This window comes from Heyndrickxia sporothermodurans, from assembly GCF_003055045.1.
Lineage (GTDB): Bacteria > Bacillota > Bacilli > Bacillales > Bacillaceae_C > Heyndrickxia > Heyndrickxia sporothermodurans.
Window position 1 is genome coordinate 1 of record NZ_NAZB01000029.1, and the last position, 18469, is coordinate 18469.

Sequence of the window (18469 nt, forward strand, 5' to 3'; positions counted from 1 at the left end):
AGGACGTTGCCAGGCAAATGATAAACACAGAGTGTATGCTCTGTGTTTTTTTTCTTTAGAATTAAAAAGAGATCATTCAAACAAAGATCAAGCCATTAAAAAAAGCAAAAGACTAATTAAAAAAGCAAAAAGATCAATCCAAAAAATGAAATAACCACTCAAAAAAATTCGGCAACTAATCAAATACAGAGTAACCGATCAAAAAAATGAACAAACCATTTAAAACTACTCCTACCTACGATTTATCGCACCTTAGTAAAAGGGCCCTTCCATTATTATTTAAAATTTCAGTTTTAATACTCATCTTCTTGGCAAAACTAATTTTTATAAACATTCTAATTGCATTTTTTTTAATAATTCATGTATAATTAAAGTCAAATATAGTCAAAGTCAACTCGGAGAAGGAGGTGGGCTTGATGAAGAACATTTCAGATATAATTGAAGGTTATTTGAAACAAGTATTGGAAATGAATGGTAGTGAAATTGTTGAAATTAAAAGAAGTGAAGTAGCTGATAAATTCCAATGTGTTCCCTCCCAAATTAATTATGTAATCAATACAAGATTTACTATAGAAAGAGGTTATTTAGTTGAGAGTAAAAGGGGCGGTGGCGGGTATATACGAATTATAAAAGTGAGACCCCATGACCAGGCACATTTAATTGACCATTTATTACGATTAGTAAAAACAAGAATATCTCAAGCAAATGCAGAAGATGTCATTATGCGTTTAGTGGAAGAAGAGGTTATAACTGAGAGGGAAGCTAAAATTATGTTGAGTGTGATGGACCGATCAGTCCTCTATATAGAACTTCCAGAAAGAGATCAACTTAGATCACGAATGCTGAGTGCAATGCTGATGTCATTGAAATATAAATAATTACCGAGGTGAATGTAATGATCTGTCAGGAATGTAATGAAAGACCGGCAACCCTACACTTCACCAAAATCATTAATGGAGAAAAGACTGAAATCCATTATTGTGAAAAATGTGCTCAAGAAAAAGGTGAGATGTTTATGTTTGAAGGGGAACCAGGATTTTCAATTAATAATATATTAGCAGGTCTATTGAATTTTGACCCAGTGTTCCAACAAGCAAAACATGAAACAATTCAAAAAAATGAAATACTGCAATGTCCGAATTGTAAAATGACATTTAAACAATTTGTGAATATAGGAAGATTCGGATGTGCGCATTGTTATGATGCTTTTAGCAATCGTTTAGAGCCAATCATCAAACGGCTTCATGCGGGAAATCTAGAACATCACGGAAAGCTTCCTAAAAGAATAGGAGGAACCGTTCATATTAAAAGACAGATTCAACAATTGAAACTTGATTTACAACAAGCAATAAAAAGTGAGGAATTTGAAAAAGCTGCTGAAATTCGGGATCGAGTTCGTTCTTTGGAGAGCTCACTTCTTAATGAAGGGAGAGAAACTTCATGAGCTTGGAAAAGTTCGTTAATCAAGCTGTAAGTTCGTGGATGAATCAAGAAGGACCAAATTCTGATATTGTTTTAAGTTCTAGAGTACGCTTAGCGAGGAATTTTAAACAATTTAATTTTCCAACCTTGTTTAGTAATGAGGAAGCAAGGGAAATAATCTCTAAAGTAGAGGCTGCTTTACAATCTAAATCGTTCCCCGAGAATAATATGGAATTATTGAGAATGGAAGACTTACAAACTTTACAAAAAAAGGTTTTAGTTGAAAAACATCTTATCAGTCCAAATTTGGCAGATGAATCTTCACATGGTGCCGTTATTTTAACTAGTGAAGAGGATGTAAGCATTATGATTAATGAAGAGGATCATATTCGAATTCAATGCTTGTTTCCTGGCCTACAATTGAAGGAAGCGTTAGAAAAAGCAAGTAAAATCGATGATTTAATGGAAGAACATATCGATTATGCTTTTAGTGAAAAATTGGGATATCTCACAAGTTGCCCAACAAATGTTGGTACAGGTCTGAGAGCATCGGTTATGGTTCATTTGCCTGGTTTAGTTTTAACACAACAAATGAACCGGGTCATTCCTGCAATTAGCCAATTAGGATTAGTTGTCAGAGGAATCTACGGGGAAGGAAGCGAAGCGTTAGGAAACATATTCCAAATATCAAATCAGATTACTCTCGGTAAAACTGAAATCGATATTGTCGAAGATTTGATGAGTGTGGTGCAACAAATAATTGCACAAGAAAGGTCAGCCAGAGAAGCATTGATTAAAACCTCAAACATACAATTAGAAGATAAAGTATTTCGTTCCTTTGGTGTATTAGCAAATAGCCGAATTATTGAGTCAAAAGAGGCAGCACAGTGCTTATCTGATCTACGATTAGGAATAGATATGGGATATATCAAAAATGTATCTAAAAATATACTTAATGAATTAATGATATTAACTCAACCTGGTTTTTTACAACAATATGCAGGTGGACCTCTTCGTCCCCATGAAAGAGATATACGTCGTGCAACGCTAATTCGTGAGCGATTAAAACTTGAAGAAGTAAATAATGGCTAGGAGGAGATCGTAATGATGTTTGGACGATTTACTGAAAGGGCTCAAAAGGTATTGGCCCTGTCACAGGAAGAAGCAATACGATTAAAACATAATAATATCGGTACAGAACATATTCTTCTTGGTTTAGTTCAAGAAGGAGAAGGAATTGCAGCAAAAGCATTATATGGACTTGGATTAAGCCCGGAAAAAATTCAAATTGAGGTTGAAAATTTAATTGGCAAAGGAAAGGATTCCGGACAAACCGTTCATTATACACCTCGTGCCAAAAAGGTAATCGAACTATCAATGGATGAGGCAAGAAAATTAGGTCATTCATATGTTGGCACAGAGCATATCTTGCTTGGTCTTATTCGTGAAGGGGAAGGCGTCGCCGCACGGGTTTTGAACAATTTAGGTGTTAGCTTGAATAAAGCGAGACAACAAGTTCTTCAATTATTGGGAAGTAGTGAAGCGGGAAATCATCAAGGAGGAAGTACAGCAAATGCAAATACACCTACCTTGGATAGCCTCGCACGTGATTTGACAGCTATTGCAAGAGAAGAGACGTTAGATCCTGTGATTGGCCGAAGCAAAGAAATTCAACGTGTTATTGAAGTTCTTAGCAGACGTACAAAAAACAATCCTGTTTTAATTGGTGAGCCCGGAGTTGGTAAAACGGCTATTGCAGAAGGACTCGCTCAACAAATCGTTAATAACGAAGTACCCGAAACACTTCGTGATAAAAGAGTCATGACATTGGATATGGGTACTGTAGTTGCTGGGACGAAATATCGTGGGGAATTCGAAGACCGTTTAAAAAAGGTGATGGATGAGATCCGCCAAGCCGGAAATATTATTCTGTTTATCGATGAACTCCATACTTTAATTGGAGCTGGTGGTGCAGAAGGTGCGATCGATGCTTCAAATATTTTGAAACCATCGTTAGCAAGAGGTGAATTGCAATGTATTGGTGCTACGACTTTAGATGAGTACCGTAAATACATCGAGAAAGATGCCGCTTTAGAACGGAGATTCCAGCCAATTCAAGTAGATGAACCTTCCGCTGAAGAGTCTATTCAAATTTTAAAAGGTTTAAGGGATCGATATGAAGCTCATCATCGTGTATCGATTACAGACGAAGCAATAGAAGCTGCGGTGAAGTTATCAGATCGTTATATTTCCGACCGATTTTTACCAGACAAAGCTATCGATTTAATTGATGAAGCAGGATCAAAGGTGAGATTACGCTCCTATACAACTCCACCTAACTTAAAGGAATTAGAAATTAAATTAGAGGAAATTAGGAAAGAAAAGGATGCTGCAGTACAAAGTCAGGAATTTGAAAAAGCAGCTTCGTTAAGGGACTCTGAACAACGACTTCGAGAAAAATTAGAAGAAACTAAGAAATCATGGAAAGAAAAACAAGGTCAAGAAAATAGCGAGGTAACGGTCGAAGATATTGCAACAGTTGTATCTAATTGGACTGGTGTCCCTGTATCTAGATTAGCACAAACCGAAACCGATAAATTATTAAAGCTTGAAGAAATTTTACACTCACGAGTAATTGGTCAGGAAGAAGCAGTGAAGGCTGTTTCTAAAGCTGTTCGCCGTGCGAGGGCAGGGTTGAAAGATCCGAAACGACCAATAGGATCTTTTATATTCCTAGGTCCAACGGGGGTTGGTAAAACTGAATTAGCTAGAGCATTGGCAGAGGCTATGTTTGGTGATGAAGATTCAATGATTCGTATCGACATGTCAGAATATATGGAGAAACATTCTACATCAAGACTTGTCGGTTCCCCTCCCGGATATGTTGGATATGAAGAAGGTGGACAATTAACAGAAAAAGTCCGCAGAAAACCATATTCAGTCATCTTACTTGATGAAATTGAGAAGGCGCATCCAGATGTATTTAACATTCTTTTGCAAGTGTTAGAAGATGGTCGTCTAACAGACTCTAAAGGACGTACGGTTGACTTTAGAAATACAGTGCTTATTATGACTTCAAATGTTGGTGCTGAATCGTTAAAACGGAACAAATATGTTGGTTTCAACATTCAAGATGGAAACCAAGATTATAAAGATATGAAAAGTAAAGTAATGGACGAACTTAAAAGAGCCTTTCGTCCTGAATTTTTAAACCGTATTGATGAAATTATTGTTTTCCATGCACTTGAAAAAGAGCATTTAAGAAATATTGTTTCATTATTATCAGATCAATTAGTTAAACGATTAAAGGAAAAAGATATAGAATTGGAACTAACCGAAGCAGCAAAAGAAAAAATAGCGGAGGAAGGGTACGATCCGGAATATGGCGCTCGCCCATTGAAACGGGCTATACAGAAGCATGTTGAGGATCGTTTGTCAGAAGAGCTATTAAAAGGAGTTATATTAGAAGGCCAAAAGGTAATGATTGACATACACGATGGGGAATTCATAGTTAAACCATCTGAAGTAACCGAAACAATTATATAATAATGATAAGTACATGAAGAACGTTGATATTAAGCGAGTTCCATTTTTTGTAATGGAACTCGCTAATAAATGAAACTATATGCATGATTAATTCGTCTATAAGTATAATAACTTTTTTTGTAAGAGAAATTAGACAAGTATGCTTGAATATTAAGTTTCAATAAAAACGTTTCGCATGTGCTTTTTTACTAGTGAAGGTAATTACTATGTCAGAAAAGCATAGATATATAGAGAGGAAGTAAAATATGGCAAAAAAGACAACAAAATTTATTTGCCAGTCATGCGGATATGAATCTGCAAAATGGATGGGAAGATGTCCGGGATGTAATGAATGGAACAAGATGGTTGAAGAAGTTGAAATCACCGGGAAACCTCGCAAAGGGGCATTTTTGCATTCTCCTGGTGGAGGTTTATCAAAAGCAACTCCTATAACTACAATTGTCTCTGAACAAGAAGAAAGAGTTCTTACTGAATTAAAAGAGCTTAATAGAGTATTGGGAGGAGGAGTAGTTCCCGGATCACTTGTATTAATTGGCGGAGACCCCGGAATTGGAAAGTCTACACTCCTTCTACAAGTATCATCTCAACTATCTAAGTATAATCATAAAGTTTTATATATTTCAGGCGAGGAATCCGTCAAACAAACAAAACTCCGAGCGGATCGTCTTAATATTTCATCAGAAACTCTTTATGTATTTTCCGAAACCAATCTTGAAGCGATTCATCAAACCATTCAAGAAATTACTCCGCAATTTGTTGTAATTGATTCCATCCAAACAGTTTACCATCCAGAGGTAACTTCTGCACCTGGAAGTGTCTCACAGGTTAGAGAGTGTACAGCTGAATTAATGAGAATTGCAAAAACAAAAGGTATCGCGATTTTTATTGTTGGGCATGTTACAAAAGAGGGATCAATTGCCGGTCCAAGACTTTTAGAGCATATGGTAGATTCAGTACTTTACTTTGAAGGTGAGCGGCATCATTCTTACAGAATATTACGGGCGGTTAAAAACCGTTTCGGTTCCACGAATGAAATGGCGATTTTCGAAATGAAGGAATTCGGGCTTACGGAAGTTAATAATCCTTCCGAAATCTTTTTGGAGGAACGATCAAAAGGAGCATCGGGGTCAACTGTAGTTGCCTCAATGGAAGGAACGAGGCCCGTGCTCGTAGAAATTCAAGCACTCATATCTCCTTCTATATATGGGATGCCAAGAAGAATGGGAACAGGCGTGGACCATAATCGTGTGACATTATTAATGGCTGTATTAGAAAAAAGGGTTGGACTATTATTGCAAAACCATGACGCTTACTTAAAAGTTGCCGGGGGAATAAAGTTGGATGAACCAGCGATTGATCTGGGAATTATTATTAGTATTGCATCGAGTTTCCGTGATCAGCCAACTAATGCGGATGATTGTATCGTTGGAGAAGTTGGTCTTACAGGAGAAGTAAGAAGAGTTTCTCGGATTGAACAACGTGTCCAGGAGGCAGCAAAATTAGGATTTAGTAGAATTATTTTGCCAAAAAATAATCTTGGCGGATGGAAAGTTCCTCAAGGAATTAAAGTGATAGGAGTTTCAACTGTCCAGGAAGCGTTACAACATGCACTAGGAGGATGACTGAATGGATGATAAAAAGCTACAACAAAAGTCCATGTCTGAAATCTTACAGTTAATTGCCCCTGGCACACCAATACGTGAAGGAATCGATAATGTTTTACGTGCAAACACAGGTGGATTGATCGTTCTTGGATATAATGATCGAATAAAAGCGATTGTTGATGGTGGGTTTACAATTAATTGTATGTTCAGTCCTAGTTATTTGTATGAACTAGCTAAAATGGATGGTGCGATCATACTGAACGAATCAGGAAATAAAATATTAATTGCAAATGCTCAGCTTGCACCTGATCCGTCTATCTCTTCCTCTGAAACGGGTATGCGGCATAGAACCGCTGAAAGGGTAGCGAAGCAAACAAAGTCTCTAGTTATCGCTATTTCACAAAGACGTAATGTCATTACCTTATATCAAGGTAATTTCCGATACGCCTTAAAGGATATTAGCGTAATATTAACGAAAGCTAATCAAGCAATCCAAACGCTAGAAAAGTATAAGCTAGTTTTCAACCAAAGCATCGCGAATCTGTCGGTGCTGGAATTTGAAGAATTAGTCACGTATGGTGATTTATTACAAGTACTGCACAGGGTAGAGATGGTTTTTAGAATAAAAAAGGAGTTAATAACCTATTTAAATGAATTAGGAACAGAAGGTAGACTTGTTCGTTTACAGATGAAAGAATTGGTAACTGATATTGAAGAAGAGGCGATGCTCATTATTCGCGATTACGCATATGTAAATCAACAAAAACCTGTTGAAATGCTGCTGCGTTTTCAGGATTTAGTTAGTTCAGAGGTGTTAGATGATAACGTCATCATGAAGTTACTTGGTTTTAACAACTATATTCATCCAGATGATCATGTATGTCCTAGAGGATATCGAGTGTTGAATAAAATACCAAGACTCCCTATTTCCATTTTAGAAAATCTCATAAACCAGTTTAAAACTTTGCCCAATGTATTAAAGGCATCTGTTGATGATCTTGATGAGGTAGAGGGAATTGGCGAAGTAAGGGCTAGGAAAATTAAAGAAGGTTTAAAACTATTTAGAGAACAAACATTTGCAGATCGTCAATTGTAAAAACTATGAGGAGTTAAAAATAAATGTGTATAAAATTTTATCAATATAACGAAAACATGTCTAAAAGATTACATTCAAAAAATAATGCTGAATCTAACGTTTTAAACTTTAGAAATTGTTTATAATGAATAAAGGAGGTGAAGAAATGTTAAAACGTATTGTTCAAGCTTGCTTTATTATAATTGGTGGGACACTTGGGATATTTCTGTTACCCGAGCTTCTGAAACTATTGAATTTATCTCATCAAGTTGCTATTAATAATCCATATGTTACAGCTATTTTGGGCGCTATTATCTTTTATTTTATTTCTTTTTGGGCTGTAGATTATGTTGTTGGTTTTGTAAAATGGTTTGAGGATTCAATTGTTAATGCTCCGATTTCGGAAATAATATCTGGGAGTCTCGGTTTAATTTTCGGTCTTTTTGTCGCGTATTTAATCGGAATTCCTTTTAATCATATGGAAATTCCTATTTTAAATACAGTAATACCGATTCTATTAACATTAATTTTTGGTTATGTTGGTTTTCAGGTAGGTTTTAAAAAGCGGGAAGAACTTATGAGCATATTTACTATTACTACCCGTCAAAAAAAGAAAAATGCAATAGAAACAGAAGAGGAAATTAAGGAATCAAAATCATTGAAACTTTTAGATACAAGTGTCATTATAGATGGGAGAATTGCAGATATTTGTCAAACGGGGTTTTTAGATGGCATTATTGTTATTCCTCAGTTTGTATTAGAAGAGCTGCAGCATATCGCGGATTCATCCGATGCGCTTAAACGCAACAGAGGGCGCCGTGGCCTAGATATTTTAAAACGTATTCAAAAGGAGCTCCCAATCGAGGTTCAGATTTATGAGGGCGATTTTGAAGATATTCAAGAAGTGGATAGTAAGTTAATCAAACTTGCAAAGTTAACAAACGGAATCGTTGTTACGAATGATTTTAATCTTAACAAAGTTTGCGATCTTCAAGGTGTACAAGTTTTAAATATTAACGATTTAGCGAATGCAGTGAAGCCGGTTGTTCTTCCGGGTGAAGAGTTAAACGTTCAACTAATTAAAGACGGGAAAGAATATCATCAAGGAATCGCTTATTTGGATGATGGTACGATGATTGTAGTTGAAGAAGGAAGAAACTATATTGGTAAACGAATTGATGTTTTAGTTACTAGTGTATTGCAAACATCAGCGGGTAGAATGATATTCGCTAAGCCGAAGTTATTAGAGAAAGCATTATAATATTAGGAGTATACTATATGGATTATCAGGTGATTATTCCTGCGGCAGGGCAAGGAAAAAGAATGGGTGCTGGGAAGAATAAATTATTGTTAGAGTTACAAGAACAGCCGGTAATTCTTCACACACTAAATGTTTTTCTTCATGACCAAAACTGCAAAGGAATTATTTTAGTGATTCAACCTGATGATGAGCTGATGTTTAAAGAATTATTAAATCCTATGGAAGAGAAAATAAAAACCGTTTATGGCGGTACAGAGAGGCAGTTTAGTGTTTACAATGGACTGCAGGCAGTCAAAGATACAGAAATTGTACTTGTCCATGATGGTGCCAGACCTTTTATTAAATTAAGTATCATTCATCAATTAGTGAATGATGCGCATATGCATGGTGCTGCGATTGCTGCTGTGCCTGTAAAAGACACGATTAAGAAGGTCACGCAAAATCAAGTAATGGAGACAGTAGAGCGTTCAAGCTTGTGGCAGGTTCAAACTCCACAAGCTTTTCGCTTTTCGATTCTTTTTCACGCTCATCAACAGGCTCATCTAGAAAAATTTCTAGGAACGGACGAATCTTCCCTCGTGGAACGACTCGGTTATCCTGTCAATATTGTTACTGGAGATTATGATAATATTAAGTTAACAACTCCAGAGGATCTTTATTTTGCTGAAGCAATACTAAAGAAAAGGTCTGTTATGAAATAACAACTATAATTTAAAGAAAAAAACAGAATAAAAAGGAGAATACTTGAAGATGTTTCGAATAGGTCAAGGATATGATGTCCATCAATTAGTAGAAGGTAGGCCACTCATTATTGGAGGAGTACGGATACCTTATGAAAAGGGGTTATTAGGCCATTCTGACGCGGATGTATTGTTACACACGGTCGCTGATGCGAGCCTAGGTGCAATTGGTGAAGGCGATATTGGAAAGCATTTTCCGGATACAGACCCCCGCTTCAAGGACGCTGATTCAGCCGCTCTTTTAAAGCATGTATGGAAGTTAGTGAAACAAAAGGGTTATTGTTTGGGAAATATTGATTGTACGATTATTGCTCAGCAACCTAAAATGGTCCCACATATAGAAGAAATTCGCCAAAAAATAGCTGAACTTTTAGAAGGGGAAATTGAGCAGGTCAATGTAAAAGCTACAACAACTGAAAAATTAGGGTTTACCGGCAGAGGGGAAGGGATTGCCGCAATGGCAGTCATTCTTTTGGAACGAAAGTAAACGGGAAATATTTCGCGATGATTTAAATAAAGTTTCAAGAGGTTCCTTTTAACTTACATGAGCTGGTGATAAAATAAACCAGTATATAAAAAATAGAAATATCATTTAGGAGGAAAAATTCATGTCAGCCGATATACGTGTTCGATATGCACCAAGTCCAACTGGCCATTTACATATAGGAAATGCCAGAACGGCTCTTTTTAATTACTTGTTTGCTCGCAGTCAAGGGGGAAAGTTTATTATCCGAATTGAGGATACCGACCAAAAGCGAAATATTGCAGGTGGAGAGGAAAGCCAACTAAAATATTTAAAATGGTTAGGGATCGATTGGGATGAGAGCATCGATAAAGAAGGAGAATATGCTCCATATCGTCAATCTGAACGTGGGGCAATTTATCAAAAGTATTACAATGATTTACTAAAAAGAGATTTAGCTTATAAATGTTACTGTACAGAAGAAGAATTAGAAGCTGAACGTGAAGAACAACTTGCTCGTGGGGAAACGCCAAAATACTCACGAAAATGTCGTCATCTCTCTAAAGAAGAACAAGAGCGACTTGAAAATGAAGGCAGGAAACCAAGCATTCGCTTTGCCGTTCCAGAAGGACATGTATATTCATTTAAGGATATGGTAAAAGACGAAGTATCATTTGAGGCAGAAGGTATTGGTGATTTCGTTATTATTAAAAAAGACGGAATTCCAACATATAACTTTGCAGTAGCTGTGGATGATCATTTAATGAAAATATCGCATGTGCTTCGTGGAGATGATCATATTTCTAATACTCCGAAACAATTAATGATTTATGAAGCATTTGGATGGGAACCACCAGTGTTTGGCCATATGACATTAATTGTTAACGAAAGTCGTAAAAAATTAAGTAAACGTGATGAGAGTATTATTCAATTTATTGAACAATATGAAGAACTTGGTTATTTGCCGGAAGCTTTATTCAATTTTATTGCTTTATTGGGCTGGTCTCCACAAGGAGAAGAAGAATTATTTACAAAAGAAGAGTTTATCAAGATTTTTGATGCTGAACGGTTATCTAAATCTCCTGCTTTGTTTGACAAGCAAAAGCTCACATGGATGAATAACCAATATGTGAAAAAACTTGATTTAGATCGTGCTGTAGAAATTTCACTTCCACATCTTATTAAAGCTAAACTAGTAAGTGAGGACTTATCAGAACAAGAATATAATTGGGTCCGGCATTTAATTGCTCTATACCAAGATCAAATGAGTTATGGGGCTGAAATAGTCGAATTATCGAAGCTGTTTTTTACTGATTCAATTGAGTATGATGAGGAAGCGAAGGAAATTCTCGGTGAAGAACAAGTTCCCGAAGTGCTCCAAGCCTTTTTAAATGAGGTTAATGGTTTAGAAGAATTTAAAGCTGAAGAAATCCAAAAGTCCATTAAAAGTGTTCAAAAATCGACTGGACATAAAGGGAAAAAACTATTTATGCCGATTAGAGTAGCTGTAACTGGGCAAGCTCATGGTCCGGATTTGCCGAAGGCGATAGAACTTTTAGGCAAGGAAAAAATTATTAAACGACTTGAAGCTGTTATTGGTTAACATTTTTTAAAAAATGTAATATAGTAAGATTAATAAATGGGTACCTAATGATAATGAAAATTATATAAATTAAAGTGTGGAAGAGGAGAAGTAAAAAAACGATTGCTTCAAAATGAAGTTCCTTTTTGTGAACTTCATGGAAAGAGAGAACCATCACCGGCTGAAAGTGGTTTAAGCCCCTCGTTTTTTGAAATGCACCTCTGAATCTTTTTCCGAAAGACAAGGTTTAGTAGGATAAGGCGGTTACCTACCGTTAAAGGGGCTTAAGTTGGGATGTAATAAGTTCGTTTGACTTATTATATTCAAACAGAGTGGAACCGCGTAGAACACGTCTCTGTCTTTTCAGAGGCGTTTTTTCTATTTCTAAAAATATTGTGTTCCAATCGTTACACCGAAAAGGGGGGAGTTAGTATGTTTAAACGAATGAAGGAAGATATTGAAGTAGTATTCGAACAGGATCCGGCGGCTCGAAGCTATGTAGAAGTTATTCTTACTTACTCCGGGCTTCATGCAATATGGGCACATCGAGTGGCCCACAGTTTTTATAAAAAGAAATTATTTTTTATCGCTAGAGTTATTTCACAAGTAAGCCGCTTTTTTACGGGTATTGAGATACATCCAGGTGCTACAATCGGTCGCCGCTTTTTTATCGACCATGGAATGGGCGTCGTTATTGGTGAAACATGTGAAATTGGAGATAATGTAACTGTCTACCAAGGGGTGACATTAGGGGGAACAGGCAAAGAAAAAGGCAAACGTCATCCGACAATTAAGGATAATGCATTAATTGCTACCGGGGCTAAAGTTTTAGGATCGATAACAGTTGGGGAAAATTCTAAAATAGGTGCAGGATCAGTCGTTTTAAGAGATGTACCATCAAACTCAACAGTTGTTGGAATTCCTGGACGTGTCGTTATTCAAGATGGGGTAAAAATCAAAAAGGATTTGAATCACAGTGATTTACCGGATCCAGTAGCGGATCGATGTTCCGCTATTGAAGAAAAAATTCACTTATTAGAAGCAGAGATCGTTCGGTTAAAAACGGAAGGAGTCGAAAAAGAAAATGTCAATTCAACTTTATAATACATTAACTCGAAAAAAGGAACCGTTTATCCCGCTTGAAGAAGGAAAAGTAAAAATGTATGTTTGTGGTCCTACTGTTTATAATTACATTCATATCGGAAATGCCAGACCTGCCATTGTTTTTGATACGGTAAGAAGATATTTAGAGTATCGCGGATTTGATGTGAATTTTGTATCAAATTTTACAGATGTTGATGATAAGCTCATTAAAGCAGCTAAAGAGCTAGGTGAAGATGTGCCGACGATAGCTGACCGTTTTATCGATGCGTATTTTGAAGATGTTTCAGCTCTAGGGTGCCATACAGCTGACGTTCACCCGCGAGTAACGGAGAATATGGATATTATCATTGAATTTATTGAGACTCTAATTAGTAAAGGTCACGCATATGAATCCCATGGTGATGTTTATTATCGAACAAGAAGTTTCAATGAATACGGAAAGCTATCTCATCAATCCATTGATGATCTCAAATCTGGTGCTCGTATTGAGGTAGGAGAAAAGAAGGAAGACGCCTTAGATTTTGCACTTTGGAAAGCCGCGAAAGAAGGAGAAATCTATTGGGAGAGTCCTTGGGGAAAAGGGCGACCAGGCTGGCATATTGAATGCTCGGCGATGGCACGGAAATATTTAGGTGATACAATTGATATTCACGCAGGTGGGCAAGATTTGACTTTCCCTCACCATGAAAATGAAATTGCTCAATCGGAAGCTTTAACAGGAAAATTATTCTCTCGCTATTGGATGCATAATGGTTATATTAATATTGATAATGAGAAAATGTCTAAATCTCTAGGAAACTTTGTGTTAGTGCATGATATTATTAAACATTATGACCCGCAAGTACTTCGTTTCTTTATGCTAGCCGTACATTATCGCAATCCGATTAACTATAGCGAAGAACTACTGGAGAATGCCGGGAGCGGATTAGAACGGTTAAAAACCTCATATCAAAATATTAAACATCGTTTACAAAGCAGTAACAATCTGACGGAAAATGACCAACAATGGCTTGAAAAAATCGATCATTATCATAATGAATTTATAAATGAGATGGACGATGATTTTAATACAGCAAACGGAATTTCCGTTTTATTTGAGCTTTCTAAACAGGCGAATTACTATTTAAGAGAAAAAAATACATCAGAAAAAGTGCTACATGCATTTATGGATGAATTCAAAAGCTTATTTGAAGTATTAGGTTTAAAACTTGAATCGGAAGAGCTACTGGATGAAGATATTGAAGAATTAATTCAGAAACGAAATCAAGCAAGAAAAGATAGAGATTTCGCCTTAGCGGATGCAATCCGTGATCAATTAAAGGAAATGAATATTATCCTAGAGGATACCCCACAAGGAATTCGATGGAGAAGAGGGTAAGCAATGATAGAAATAGAGAAAAATGTTGATGTAATGCAGCTAAATAGTCTTGCTCTTGCTTATATGGGGGATGCAGTATACGAAGTTTATATACGGCATCACCTCCTCCATTTGGGAAAGACGAAGCCGCATCATCTTCACAAGGAAGCTACGAAATATGTTTCTGCTAAAGCGCAAGCGAGTATATTAAAAACGTTTCACGAACAAAATGTTTTAACTGAAGAAGAACAAGTCATAGTAAAACGTGGAAGAAATGCGAAATCCGGATCAATTCCGAAGAATACGGATGTCCAAACATATAACCATAGTACTGGATTCGAAGCTTTAATTGGACATTTATATTTAAATAAGGATTTTGTGCGATTAGAAAAAATTATTGCAATTGCTATTCAAACCGTAGAGAAATGATAAATCGGACTATAAAAAGAAGTCAGGAGGTTTCAAGAGATGGAACAAGATTATATTGCCGGAAAGAATCCCGTTATTGAAGCGCTAAAGTCCAGTCGTGATATTAACAAAATCTGGATTGCGGAAGGTTCAGCTAAAGGACAGATGCAGCAAATAATACAGTTGGCCAAGCAGTCAAGAGTATTGGTTCAATATGTCCCTAAACAGAAAATTGATCAAATGGTAAAAGAAAATCATCAAGGGGTAGTGGCCCTTGTAGCCGCTTATCAATATGCGGAATTAGACGACTTATTTAAACGAGCGGAACAAAAAAATGAAGATCCTTTCTTCTTAATTTTGGATGAATTAGAAGATCCGCATAACTTAGGATCAATATTGAGAACTGCTGATGCGGCCGGAGTACATGGTGTGATTATTCCAAAGCGCAGAGCGGTGGGACTTACGGCTACAGTAGCAAAAGCGTCAACAGGAGCAATTGAATATGTCCCTGTTGTAAGAGTTACTAATATAGCAAGAACAATTTCGGAACTAAAGGAACGGGGAGTATGGATTTTTGGTACGGATGCAAAAGGCAGTCAGGACTACCGTTCTATGGATGGGTCGATGCCTTTGGCAATTGTTATTGGGAGTGAAGGTAAAGGAATTAGTCGATTGATTAAAGAAAATTGTGATTTTCTCGTTCATTTACCAATGGTTGGTCATGTTACTTCTCTTAATGCCTCGGTAGCGGCAAGCTTATTAATATATGAGGTTTATCGAAAACGTCATCCTCAAGGTGAATAAAAATGGACATTTTGCTAGTGGATGGCTACAACATTATAGGTGCTTGGCCAGAACTTAGACAGTTAAAGAATGTGAATTTAAGTCATGCAAGAGACCGATTAATTGAAAGAATGGCTGAATACCAAGGATTCACAGGATATAGGGTCATTATTGTTTTTGATGCGCTTTATGTAAAAGGGCTGGAAAAACAATATCGACAACATAAAGTGGAAGTTATTTTTACAAAAGAAAATGAATCCGCTGATGAACGCATTGAAAAAATGGCCATTCAATTGAGCAATAGAAAAACACAAATTCATGTAGCTACTTCCGATTTCACGGAGCAATGGGCTATTTTCGGACAAGGGGCGCTAAGAATATCAGCCCGAGAGTTACTTAACGAAGTAAATTTAATTAATCAACAAATAGAAAGGAACGTACGGAATACACATCAGGATAAGCCTTTTTCTAGAATTGAGTTGAGTAAAGATGTTGCGGAAATGTTCGAAAAACTCCGTAGAGGAAAACAATGAGTATTGACGCTTGAAAATTCTGTAATGTATAATATTTCTATCTATTGCTTCCGAGCGGTCAGGGGGATTTGTGTGAACCTAAACATGAAGGTAATGCATAATGAAAATTATGTGATGATGGAAGATGAGCAATTGATAGAGTTGGTGCACAAAGGTGATAGTGATGCTTTAGATTATCTAATTCAAAAGTATCGTAATTTCGTCAGAGCTAAGGCACGTTCGTATTTTTTAATTGGTGCAGATAAAGAGGATATTGTCCAAGAGGGGATGATTGGTTTGTACAAGGCCATTCGTGATTATAAAGAGGACAAGCTTACCTCGTTTAAAGCGTTTGCAGAGTTATGTATAACCCGCCAAATAATAACTGCAATAAAAACTGCCACCCGTCAGAAGCATATTCCACTGAACTCGTATGTTTCTCTTGATAAACCTATATATGATGAGGAATCTGATCGGACCTTAATGGATGTAATATCAGGTGCAAAAATAATGAACCCAGAGGAACTAATTATTAATCGCGAAAAATATGGAAATATAGAAGAGAAAATTTCCGAATTATTAAGTGACTTGGAAAGAAAAGTATTGGCATTATATTTAGATGGCCAATCGTATCAGGAAATTTCCGAAGAATTAAATCGTCATGTTAAATCGATTGATAATGCACTACAACGAGTAAAGAGAAAGCTCGAACGTTATTTGGAAGTCAGAGAGTTTAGTTCATAATAAGCCTATTATTGACAAATTTAGATTTTGCATGTTACTTTTTAAACAGAAATAAGAATTAGTAGATTATTTTATAATAAATTATGTTAACGTAAGTAGTAGGTGTTTTTTATGCAGAGAAAAATAGTACTAGCATGCGCACAATGTGGTTCGAGAAATTACTCGACATTTCATAATAAACAATCAGATGCTGAGCGATTAGAAGTGAAAAAGTTTTGTAAACATTGCAATGCCCATCATATTCATCGTGAAACGAAGTAATATCGTTATTTACTAGAATTATTGAAGATTGAACTTATATACCGGAGGTTACAAACATGTCTATTGCGAAATTCTTTCGAAATATAGCATCAGAAATGAGAAAAGTTAGTTGGCCAAAAAAGAAAGAGCTTACTAGTTATACAATTACAGTAATATCTACAGTTGTTATACTTGCGGTATTCTTCATGGTCGTTGATTTAGGCATTTCATCATTAATTAAATGGATTTTAAAATAATATAAATAGATTTTTAAATCTTTGTATTGAATAACATCTATCTCTACATGGTATAATGGAAATAAATAAGTGCAATTTTTAGCCCGGTTAACGGGTTTTTTCAATTTTTAAAAAGATATCTAATTATTAATAAGCCGGGGAGGGACGGACGTTTAAGTCCTTATGAATGGAAAAGAATTGGTATGTTGTTCATACGTATTCTGGTTATGAAAACAAAGTAAAAGCAAACCTTGAAAAGCGAGTGGAATCAATGGCGATGCAAGATAAAATATTTCGGGTAGTTGTTCCGGAAGAAGAAGAAACGGAAATTAAAAATGGTAAGAAAAAAGTTACTAAGCGGAAAGTGTTTCCAGGTTATGTGTTAGTGGAAATTATTATGACGGACGATTCCTGGTATGTTGTTCGTAATACGCCTGGGGTAACAGGTTTCGTCGGATCTGCTGGATCAGGTTCAAAACCTACACCACTTCTTCCTGACGAAGTGAAGGTCATTTTAAAACATATGGGTATGGAAGAAAAACGAGTAGATGTGGACTTTGAAGTTGGTGAAACGGTAACAGTAAAAGAGGGCCCATTTGCTAACTTTACAGGGAAAATCGAAGAAATTGATCATGATAAAGGCAGAGCTAAAGTTATGGTTAGTATGTTCGGTAGAGAAACGCCTGTTGATCTTGTCTTTGCGCAAATTGATAAAATATAATTTGAAACAACTTGATATTTATCATTAAAAATGGTAACATTCTTTAGGTCAGTATGTTCTACTGAACAAAAATATATATTCTTTATTAAAATAAAGATTTTTCTAAATGAGTGGGAGGGAAATTTCCCTATTACCACATCACGGACTTTAAGGAGGTGTGTCTCGTGGCTAAAAAAGTAGTTAAAATTGTAAAATTACAAATTCCTGCTGGTAAAGCAAACCCAGCTCCACCGGTTGGTCCTGCACTTGGTCAAGCTGGTGTGAATATCATGGGATTCTGTAAGGAGTTTAATGCTCGTACAGCTGATCAAGCTGGATTAATTATCCCTGTTGAAATTACGGTGTTTGAAGACCGTTCATTTACATTTATCACAAAAACCCCACCTGCTGCAGTTTTACTTAAAAAAGCAGCCGGAATCGAAACAGGTTCTGGTGAGCCTAACCGTAAAAAGGTAGCAACTGTGAAGCGTGACAAAGTACGTGAAATCGCTGAAACTAAAATGCCTGACTTAAACGCAGCTAGCGTTGAATCAGCAATGCGTATGGTTGAAGGTACTGCACGTAGCATGGGTATCACTATCGAAGATTAATCCATGTAAAAAATGGTTTTTCGTCCGACGGGGTTGCGAGGCTAAAAAATATTTGCTCGCAACCTTTATTCGTGGGAGGTA

General features: G+C 36.4%; 20 protein-coding genes. All 20 read left to right on the forward strand.

Translation table 11 applies throughout. The annotated features are described in order from the left end of the window. The first annotated feature begins 416 nt into the window (after positions 1 to 416). The 20 genes from B5V89_RS13110 (at position 417) to rplK (ending at position 18388) form a co-directional block, all read left to right on the forward strand. Positions 417 to 878 carry a CtsR family transcriptional regulator gene (locus tag B5V89_RS13110; protein ID WP_066226614.1) on the forward strand — a complete coding sequence of 154 codons (462 nt, stop codon included), beginning with the start codon at positions 417 to 419 and terminating at the stop codon, positions 876 to 878. Positions 879 to 895: 17 nt separating this feature from the next. Then, positions 896 to 1444, forward strand: coding sequence for a protein-arginine kinase activator protein McsA (mcsA, locus tag B5V89_RS13115; protein ID WP_066226616.1), 549 nt, complete (start codon positions 896 to 898; stop codon positions 1442 to 1444). Continuing rightward, positions 1441 to 2514, forward strand: a complete 1074-nt coding sequence (gene mcsB, locus B5V89_RS13120) for a protein-arginine kinase McsB (protein WP_107919887.1) — start codon at positions 1441 to 1443, stop codon at positions 2512 to 2514. Before mcsA ends, mcsB begins: the two co-directional genes overlap by 4 nt. Positions 2515 to 2526: 12 nt before the next feature. Beyond that, complete coding sequence (clpC, locus tag B5V89_RS13125) at positions 2527 to 4968, forward strand: ATP-dependent protease ATP-binding subunit ClpC (RefSeq protein WP_066226618.1); 2442 nt, start codon at positions 2527 to 2529, stop codon at positions 4966 to 4968. Between the two features lie 245 nt (positions 4969 to 5213). After that, positions 5214 to 6590: a DNA repair protein RadA gene (radA, locus tag B5V89_RS13130; protein WP_108072401.1), complete on the forward strand. Its 1377-nt coding sequence runs from the start codon at positions 5214 to 5216 to the stop codon at positions 6588 to 6590. 4 nt (positions 6591 to 6594) lie between these two features. Further along, positions 6595 to 7668, forward strand: coding sequence for a DNA integrity scanning diadenylate cyclase DisA (gene disA / locus B5V89_RS13135; protein ID WP_108072403.1), 1074 nt, complete (start codon positions 6595 to 6597; stop codon positions 7666 to 7668). 145 nt (positions 7669 to 7813) lie between these two features. Continuing rightward, positions 7814 to 8908, forward strand: a complete 1095-nt coding sequence (locus B5V89_RS13140) for a PIN/TRAM domain-containing protein (protein ID WP_108072405.1) — start codon at positions 7814 to 7816, stop codon at positions 8906 to 8908. Positions 8909 to 8925: 17 nt separating this feature from the next. Next, entirely contained in the window at positions 8926 to 9609 is a 684-nt protein-coding gene (gene ispD, locus B5V89_RS13145; RefSeq protein WP_108072407.1) for a 2-C-methyl-D-erythritol 4-phosphate cytidylyltransferase, read from the forward strand. 49 nt (positions 9610 to 9658) lie between these two features. Beyond that, positions 9659 to 10135: a 2-C-methyl-D-erythritol 2,4-cyclodiphosphate synthase gene (gene ispF, locus B5V89_RS13150; protein WP_066226625.1), complete on the forward strand. Its 477-nt coding sequence runs from the start codon at positions 9659 to 9661 to the stop codon at positions 10133 to 10135. A 121-nt stretch (positions 10136 to 10256) separates the two neighbouring features. Then, on the forward strand, positions 10257 to 11714 hold the full coding sequence (gltX, locus tag B5V89_RS13155) for a glutamate--tRNA ligase (protein WP_108072409.1): 1458 nt from the start codon (positions 10257 to 10259) through the stop codon (positions 11712 to 11714). A gap of 411 nt (positions 11715 to 12125) precedes the next feature. Continuing rightward, positions 12126 to 12797, forward strand: a complete 672-nt coding sequence (gene cysE, locus B5V89_RS13160) for a serine O-acetyltransferase (RefSeq protein WP_066226629.1) — start codon at positions 12126 to 12128, stop codon at positions 12795 to 12797. Continuing rightward, the gene (gene cysS, locus B5V89_RS13165) at positions 12778 to 14175 is read left to right on the forward strand and encodes a cysteine--tRNA ligase (protein ID WP_107919880.1); all 1398 of its coding nucleotides are present in this window, start codon (positions 12778 to 12780) and stop codon (positions 14173 to 14175) included. Before cysE ends, cysS begins: the two co-directional genes overlap by 20 nt. 3 nt (positions 14176 to 14178) lie before the next feature. Next, a complete protein-coding gene (locus B5V89_RS13170) occupies positions 14179 to 14583 on the forward strand; it encodes a Mini-ribonuclease 3 (RefSeq protein WP_066226635.1) in 405 nt (134 codons plus the stop codon). A gap of 39 nt (positions 14584 to 14622) precedes the next feature. Next, positions 14623 to 15366, forward strand: a complete 744-nt coding sequence (gene rlmB / locus B5V89_RS13175) for a 23S rRNA (guanosine(2251)-2'-O)-methyltransferase RlmB (protein WP_066226636.1) — start codon at positions 14623 to 14625, stop codon at positions 15364 to 15366. Positions 15367 to 15368: 2 nt separating this feature from the next. Next, on the forward strand, positions 15369 to 15878 hold the full coding sequence (locus tag B5V89_RS13180; RefSeq protein WP_066226637.1) for an NYN domain-containing protein: 510 nt from the start codon (positions 15369 to 15371) through the stop codon (positions 15876 to 15878). A gap of 3 nt (positions 15879 to 15881) precedes the next feature. Continuing rightward, the gene (sigH, locus tag B5V89_RS13185; RefSeq protein WP_213083705.1) at positions 15882 to 16601 is read left to right on the forward strand and encodes an RNA polymerase sporulation sigma factor SigH; all 720 of its coding nucleotides are present in this window, start codon (positions 15882 to 15884) and stop codon (positions 16599 to 16601) included. A gap of 111 nt (positions 16602 to 16712) precedes the next feature. Beyond that, a complete protein-coding gene (gene rpmG, locus B5V89_RS13190) occupies positions 16713 to 16862 on the forward strand; it encodes a 50S ribosomal protein L33 (RefSeq protein ID WP_084347384.1) in 150 nt (49 codons plus the stop codon). Positions 16863 to 16918: 56 nt separating this feature from the next. After that, positions 16919 to 17098, forward strand: a complete 180-nt coding sequence (gene secE / locus B5V89_RS13195; RefSeq protein ID WP_066226641.1) for a preprotein translocase subunit SecE — start codon at positions 16919 to 16921, stop codon at positions 17096 to 17098. A 166-nt stretch (positions 17099 to 17264) separates the two neighbouring features. After that, positions 17265 to 17798 carry a transcription termination/antitermination protein NusG gene (gene nusG / locus B5V89_RS13200; protein ID WP_066226644.1) on the forward strand — a complete coding sequence of 178 codons (534 nt, stop codon included), beginning with the start codon at positions 17265 to 17267 and terminating at the stop codon, positions 17796 to 17798. Positions 17799 to 17962: 164 nt separating this feature from the next. Next, a complete protein-coding gene (gene rplK, locus B5V89_RS13205) occupies positions 17963 to 18388 on the forward strand; it encodes a 50S ribosomal protein L11 (RefSeq protein ID WP_107919879.1) in 426 nt (141 codons plus the stop codon). The last annotated feature ends 81 nt before the right edge of the window (positions 18389 to 18469 follow it).

Excerpts from the sequence above, each read along its gene's own strand:
- cysS (WP_107919880.1), top strand. The coding sequence starts at position 12,778 with ATGTCAATTCAACTTTATAATACATTAACTCGAAAAAAGGAACCGTTT.
- rpmG (WP_084347384.1), top strand. The coding sequence starts at position 16,713 with ATGCAGAGAAAAATAGTACTAGCATGCGCACAATGTGGTTCGAGAAAT.
- gltX (WP_108072409.1), top strand. The coding sequence starts at position 10,257 with ATGTCAGCCGATATACGTGTTCGATATGCACCAAGTCCAACTGGCCAT.
- mcsA (WP_066226616.1), top strand. The coding sequence starts at position 896 with ATGATCTGTCAGGAATGTAATGAAAGACCGGCAACCCTACACTTCACC.
- ispD (WP_108072407.1), top strand. The coding sequence starts at position 8,926 with ATGGATTATCAGGTGATTATTCCTGCGGCAGGGCAAGGAAAAAGAATG.
- cysE (WP_066226629.1), top strand. The coding sequence starts at position 12,126 with ATGTTTAAACGAATGAAGGAAGATATTGAAGTAGTATTCGAACAGGAT.
- radA (WP_108072401.1), top strand. The coding sequence starts at position 5,214 with ATGGCAAAAAAGACAACAAAATTTATTTGCCAGTCATGCGGATATGAA.
- B5V89_RS13110 (WP_066226614.1), top strand. The coding sequence starts at position 417 with ATGAAGAACATTTCAGATATAATTGAAGGTTATTTGAAACAAGTATTG.
- nusG (WP_066226644.1), top strand. The coding sequence starts at position 17,265 with ATGGAAAAGAATTGGTATGTTGTTCATACGTATTCTGGTTATGAAAAC.
- rlmB (WP_066226636.1), top strand. The coding sequence starts at position 14,623 with ATGGAACAAGATTATATTGCCGGAAAGAATCCCGTTATTGAAGCGCTA.
- ispF (WP_066226625.1), top strand. The coding sequence starts at position 9,659 with ATGTTTCGAATAGGTCAAGGATATGATGTCCATCAATTAGTAGAAGGT.
- B5V89_RS13180 (WP_066226637.1), top strand. The coding sequence starts at position 15,369 with ATGGACATTTTGCTAGTGGATGGCTACAACATTATAGGTGCTTGGCCA.
- B5V89_RS13140 (WP_108072405.1), top strand. The coding sequence starts at position 7,814 with ATGTTAAAACGTATTGTTCAAGCTTGCTTTATTATAATTGGTGGGACA.
- B5V89_RS13170 (WP_066226635.1), top strand. The coding sequence starts at position 14,179 with ATGATAGAAATAGAGAAAAATGTTGATGTAATGCAGCTAAATAGTCTT.
- mcsB (WP_107919887.1), top strand. The coding sequence starts at position 1,441 with ATGAGCTTGGAAAAGTTCGTTAATCAAGCTGTAAGTTCGTGGATGAAT.
- clpC (WP_066226618.1), top strand. The coding sequence starts at position 2,527 with ATGATGTTTGGACGATTTACTGAAAGGGCTCAAAAGGTATTGGCCCTG.
- disA (WP_108072403.1), top strand. The coding sequence starts at position 6,595 with ATGGATGATAAAAAGCTACAACAAAAGTCCATGTCTGAAATCTTACAG.
- secE (WP_066226641.1), top strand. The coding sequence starts at position 16,919 with ATGTCTATTGCGAAATTCTTTCGAAATATAGCATCAGAAATGAGAAAA.